The sequence below is a fragment of the Aeromicrobium sp. Leaf272 genome (assembly GCF_001422865.1).
GTDB lineage: Bacteria > Actinomycetota > Actinomycetes > Propionibacteriales > Nocardioidaceae > Aeromicrobium.
In genome coordinates, this window is record NZ_LMMY01000012.1 from 858 (window position 1) to 1,182 (window position 325).

Here is a 325-nt window from a genome sequence, read left to right on the forward strand (position 1 = left end):
ATACCAAACTATAGTAAAGGTCCCGGGGTCTTTCCGTCCTGCCGCGCGTAACGAGCATCTTTACTCGTAGTGCAATTTCGCCGAGTTCATGGTTGAGACAGCGCCCAAGTCGTTACTCCATTCGTGCAGGTCGGAACTTACCCGACAAGGAATTTCGCTACCTTAGGATGGTTATAGTTACCACCGCCGTTTACTGGGGCTTAAGTTCTGTGCTTCGCTTGCGCTAACACGTCCCCTTAACCTTCCAGCACCGGGCAGGAGTCAGTCCGTATACGGCGTCTTTCGACTTAGCACGGACCTGTGTTTTTAGTAAACAGTCGCTTGG

Annotated in this window: 1 rRNA gene (running past both ends of the window); it reads right to left on the bottom strand. The window is 51.7% G+C overall.

Annotation, left to right across the window (positions count from 1 at the left end):
• A 23S ribosomal RNA gene (locus ASF38_RS09305) occupies positions 1–325 on the bottom strand (it extends past both window edges: 587 nt to the left, 1,200 nt to the right).